Genomic DNA, 4,911 nt, shown 5'->3' on the forward strand with positions numbered 1-4,911 from the left:
CCAGCAGTTGCAGCACCACCAGGCTGATCGCTGCGGCCACCCACCGCAGCGGCCAGAGCCGGGTGATCACGCCGGCCACCAGAAACGCCCCCGGCATCAGGTGACCGTCGTGGTCGTCGAACAGATACGACGGCGACAGCAGGTCGTGGGTGCCGGCCCGGCCGATCAGGATCAGGTCGTCCCAGTAGAAGTAACCGCCGAACGCCAGCACCGCCCGCAGGGCTAATTGCACCAGGATCAACGCGACGGCGGCTGTTTGTACTCGGGCGACCCGGGAGGCACGGATCGTCCGGACGGGCATGCGTCTTTCTTACCTGCCGGTATGGTGGGCCGGTGCGAGCACTGGTCACCGGCGCGGCCGGTTTCATCGGGTCGACGCTGGTCGACCGGCTGCGGGCGGACGGTCACCCGGTGGTCGGCCTGGACAACTTCGCGTCCGGGCGGGCGACCAACCTCGAACACCTGGCCTACGACCCCGACTTCGTCTTCGTCGAGGCCGACATCGTCACCGCGGACCTGCAAACGCCGTTCGAAGCGCACCAGCCGGAGGTGGTGTTCCACCTGGCCGCGCAGATCGACGTGCGCCGCTCGGTGGCCGACCCGCAGTTCGACGCATCGGTCAACGTCGTCGGCACGGTCCGGCTCGCCGAGGCGGCGCGCAGCACAGGAGTCCGAAAGATCGTGAACACCTCGTCGGGCGGTTCCATCTATGGCGTGCCACCGAGCTACCCGACCAGCGAAACGGCGCCGACCGATCCTGCGTCACCGTACGCCGCGGGCAAGGTGGCCGGCGAGATCTACCTCAACACGTTCCGGCACCTCTACGGCCTGCAGTGCTCCCACATCGCGCCGGCCAACGTCTACGGCCCCCGCCAGGACCCGCACGGCGAGGCCGGGGTGGTGGCGATCTTCGCCCGGGCACTCCTGTCGGGGACACCGACCCGGGTGTTCGGGGACGGGTCGCACACCCGCGACTACGTCTTCGTCGACGACGTGGTGGACGCGCTCGTCCGCGCCTCCGGACCCGACGGCGACGGGCAGCGGTTCAACATCGGTACCGGGCTGGAAACCTCGGACCGGCAACTGCATTCGGCGGTGGCGGCCACCGTAGGAGCAGCCGATGACCCGCAGTTCGCTCCGCCCCGGCTGGGCGACTTGAACCGGTCCTGCCTGGATAGCAGTCTGGCCCGCCAGGTTTTGGGCTGGCGACCGCAGGTGACGCTCGATGAGGGGCTGCGCCGCACGGTGGAGTACTTCACGCAGAGGCAGACCTGACGCGGCGCTATGGGCGATCGGGCCGCTGAACGCTGGCCAGCGCCACGGCGCGCGCAAGCCGGGCATACCGCAGTTCCACATCGCGGAACCGCATGTAGGTGCTGAGCGTGGTGAACGCGAACGCGATGATCAACATGTACAGCATCAGGTCCGTCCCGCGACGGACGCCGACCCAGTTCGCCACCACGGTGGTGTCGTCCGGGCGCAGCACGGCGTAGATCCCGCCGATCACGAAAACCAGGTAGCCGACCTTGACCCAGGCCCTTGACTGGGCGGAGCGCCGGGACAACAACAAGTAGATCAGCAGCGTCACCACCGCCGCGATCAGCAGCACCTTGATCCAGATCATCGAGACATCCTTTTGCGTAGCAACCCGTCGAAGACGATGTTGATGCCGTTGAGCAGCGGCTGGCCTTTGGACTTCGAGTAGTCGGTGTATAACACCTCGACCGGAACTTCGCCTACCCGCCAATGGTTTTCGTCGATCAGCGCTAGGAACTCGCTCGCGTGGCTCATGCCGTTCATGGTGATGTCGAGGCCCTCGGCAACCTTGCGATTGAACACCCGCAAGCCGTTGTGCGCATCCGTCAGCCCCAGCCGCCGATTTCGTGGGCTCAACCGGACCACCGTGCGCAGCACCAGCCGTTTCAACAGCGGTGTCCGCGCCGTCGCGCCGGGCTCAGCGAACGGAGCGAACCGGGTGCCGATGACGATGTCGAGATCCCCCGCCGAGAGCCGCTCGACCATCCGCACGACATCGGCCACCCGGTGTTGACCGTCGGCGTCGAAGGTGGCGAACATCCGCGCACCGGGCTGGCTGCGGGCGAACTCGACGCCGGTCTGGATCGCCGCACCCTGACCGAGGTTCACCGGATGGCGCACCACGTAGGCGCCGGCCCAGTGGGCGATCGCGGCGGTGTCGTCGGTGCTGCCGTCGTCCACGCAGACGACGTGGTCGAAAACCGATCGGACGCCGGCGATGACGTCGCCGATAACGGCCGCTTCGTCGAAGGCCGGGACGATGATCCAAACGTCGGGGTAGCGGGTCTCGATACGGCAAAAATACACGTCGCGCACGTCATAGTGTCGGTGGTAGCCAAGCCCGGTCGGTTCAGGCGTCTACGCGCAGCGCGAACAGATGCACCGCGATGCCGACCAGCGGACCGCAGAACAAGGCGATGGACGTTCGGGTGCCCACGTCCGTCGGCAGCAGCAAGAGCAACGTCGACGCCACCGTCGCACCCACCCAGCCCAGTGCGTAGGCGCGGTGCAGTGCTGCCGCCACCGTGGCCGCGCCGGTCAGAGTCAACACTGCGATCGCCGTGGCTGCCGCGGTCAATGCGGCCAGCACTGTGCCGCCGGCGCAATACGCCGGCCCGAACGCCGCACGCAGCAGCCATGGGCCCACCAGGGCTGCGGCCAACACGCCGACCGCACCCACCGCGACGACGACCGCAGCCGGCGCGGCTAGCGCGCGAACCCGCTGGGAGCGTTTGTCGACGAAGTGCGCGATCAGGTTCCCCTGCAGGGCGGTCAGCGGAACCAGCAGCGGCGCCCGGGTCAAGGTGACCGCCAGGATGATCACACCGCCTTCTGCGCCCAGCTCGCCGGAGGTCGTCTGCAGCAGCACCGGAAAACCCATCACCAAGATCGCGCTGGCGCCGGCCGCGGTGACCGAGTGCGCGGCCCCGCGCAGGAAGGTTGTCGTGCGCACCGGGGCCACCAGCCGGGCCGCGGCGCGGGTCGCCGGGGAGACGATCAGCATCACCAGCCAGGCCAGCGCGCCGGCCACGGTGGCCCACAAGAATCCGGCCAAACCCCAGCCGAGAGCGAATGCGGCGGCCGCGACGACGACCCGGATGAAGGCGTCGGTCACCATCAGGGTCGCGTACTGCATCCATCGGTTGGCGCCGGCCAGCATGCCCAAAAGGGTGGCGTGCAGGCAGAAGCCGGCCAACCCGACGGCCAGCAGCGCCACCGAAAGCCGGCGCGCATCGACGAAGACCGGCCCGCTCCACAACGGCGAGCTGCCGACGACCACCGCGGCCGCGACAGCGCCGACCGTCGCGGCCACCCGTATCGGCCGGGTGTGGTGGCAGGGCACTGCGGCGGCGCGCGCCCCGGCGCGGCGCGTATGTCGTACTTCCCGGGTGGTTTCTTGCAGCAGACCGTTTGCGGCCCCCGCGACCAGGCCGAACGCTCCCCAAAACACCCCGAACACTGCGAAGCCGGCCGGGTCCAGGTCGCGGGCCGCCAGGTAGAGCACCGCGTACCCGCAGAGCGCGGTGACCGCCGTGGCCGCGACGACCCGGACGACGCTGCCGCGTGCGACGGGCCCGGCTGCGCCGCTAGCACCGGTGTGCGCGGGAACCTCCGGCGTCGCCACAGTTCGAAAATACTCAGCCCGTCGGCGCCGGTGAGCAGTGAAACGACATCCTTTGCGTCGTCCCTTGCGCCACCCCTTGCGCCATCCCTTGCGCCATCCCTTGCGCCGAAAGTGAAGCTGCTGCGAAAAAACGTGCGAAATGTAGCAACAGCTTCACACTCGGCGACGCGGGCAGATTGGCGACGCGGGCAGATTGGCGACGCGGGCAGATTGGCGACGCGGGCACCCGGAGCACGCTGTCTGGCCGTCGACGCGGCGACTCGGTGGTGGCATACTGCTCGGCGGAGGGGAGTATCCCTTCGCTGCAGCGTCGTCATCACGTCGACCGCTATGGGACGACCGGCGCTGTAGGCCGCTTCTCGGCGGGAGAGACCTCCGGTGTTTTGTCGACACTGGAGGCTTTTCATGCATCTGTCCGTGTTCGGGTGGTCGCCGTCGCGCGCTGTCACGACGGGAATCCAGGCGGCGGCTTCGGCGGCTTCGGCGGCTTCCCCCTCGACGCTGACCAGGCGCCATTGGCGCGGTGACGGTCGCGCGTGGGTCGAGTCGAACGTGCGTGGCGGCAGCCTGCCGGGCGACGGGCTGCTGCTGGCAGCCAGGGCGGCGATGGTCGGTGTCCACGCCGGCGGGCTGGCCATCGCGATCGTGGGCCGGACGCTGCGGTTGCCGCCGGCGCCCGTCGCGGTCGACGCGGCGGTGGCGGTCGCGAAGTACCAGCCCTGGCTGCGCCGCCTGCTCGAGGACCGCATCGGTGCCGAGGCAACCGGCACCGTGCTGTCGCTGGCCACTACCGTGGCGCACACCCTGACGCTGTCACCGGCGATGCTGGCGGTCGATTTGGCGACACAGGCGCTGCGGGCCGCCGAGTGTCGTGCCGGAGAGCGGGCCTGGATCGCCCATGAGCCCGTGTTGGCCCGGCATGCCGAGCAACCGGAGGTGCACCAGCGGTCGGGGCCGGTGCCGGCCAGGCCGGCCGGACCGGCCGAGCGCTACCTGAAACGGGTGGCGTTGGCCCAGCTGATCGGTGTCGGCCTGGTCGGCGCCGTCACCCGTGACGTCGCCGCGGCATCGACCGCCGCGGTGGTCGTCGCTCCTAAAGCCATGTGGACCGCGCGCGAGGCATTCGCGGCGACGCTCGGGCAAGGTCTGGCCAACCGGTACGGGGTGCTGCCGTTGCGGCCGGAGGCCTTGCGCCGCCTCGACGAGGTCGACGCCCTCCTGGTCGACCCGCGCGTGCTCTGCGATGAGAA

Annotated in this window: 4 protein-coding genes and 2 pseudogenes; 2 read left to right on the forward strand and 4 right to left on the reverse strand. The window is 69.5% G+C overall.

Annotation, left to right across the window (positions count from 1 at the left end; all coding sequences use genetic code 11):
* Nucleotides 1-301: pseudogene (locus AC2VOP_RS01915) on the reverse strand (hypothetical protein); the annotation flags it as partial.
* Nucleotides 302-333: 32 nt separating this feature from the next.
* Here AC2VOP_RS01915 and AC2VOP_RS01920 point away from each other — a divergent pair.
* Nucleotides 334-1,275, forward strand: a complete 942-nt coding sequence (locus AC2VOP_RS01920) for an NAD-dependent epimerase/dehydratase family protein (RefSeq protein ID WP_486959395.1) — start codon at nucleotides 334-336, stop codon at nucleotides 1,273-1,275.
* 7 nt (nucleotides 1,276-1,282) lie between these two features.
* Here AC2VOP_RS01920 and AC2VOP_RS01925 read toward each other — a convergent pair whose 3' ends face one another.
* The 3 genes from AC2VOP_RS01925 to AC2VOP_RS01935 are packed head-to-tail and all read right to left on the reverse strand — an operon-like array spanning nucleotide 1,283 to nucleotide 3,661.
* The gene (locus AC2VOP_RS01925; RefSeq protein WP_486959396.1) at nucleotides 1,283-1,624 is read right to left on the reverse strand and encodes a DUF2304 domain-containing protein; all 342 of its coding nucleotides are present in this window, start codon (nucleotides 1,622-1,624) and stop codon (nucleotides 1,283-1,285) included.
* A complete protein-coding gene (locus AC2VOP_RS01930) occupies nucleotides 1,621-2,343 on the reverse strand; it encodes a glycosyltransferase family 2 protein (protein ID WP_486959397.1) in 723 nt (240 codons plus the stop codon). The genes AC2VOP_RS01925 and AC2VOP_RS01930 overlap by 4 nt, the downstream gene beginning before the upstream one ends.
* Nucleotides 2,344-2,386: 43 nt before the next feature.
* Complete coding sequence (locus AC2VOP_RS01935; RefSeq protein WP_486959398.1) at nucleotides 2,387-3,661, reverse strand: hypothetical protein; 1,275 nt, start codon at nucleotides 3,659-3,661, stop codon at nucleotides 2,387-2,389.
* A gap of 405 nt (nucleotides 3,662-4,066) precedes the next feature.
* Here AC2VOP_RS01935 and AC2VOP_RS01940 point away from each other — a divergent pair.
* Nucleotides 4,067-4,911, forward strand: a pseudogene (locus AC2VOP_RS01940) (hypothetical protein); the annotation flags it as partial.

The sequence above is a fragment of the Mycobacterium sp. TH-M106 genome, from assembly GCF_057473765.1.

Excerpts from the sequence above, each read along its gene's own strand:
- AC2VOP_RS01925 (WP_486959396.1), bottom strand. The coding sequence starts at position 1,624 with ATGATCTGGATCAAGGTGCTGCTGATCGCGGCGGTGGTGACGCTGCTG.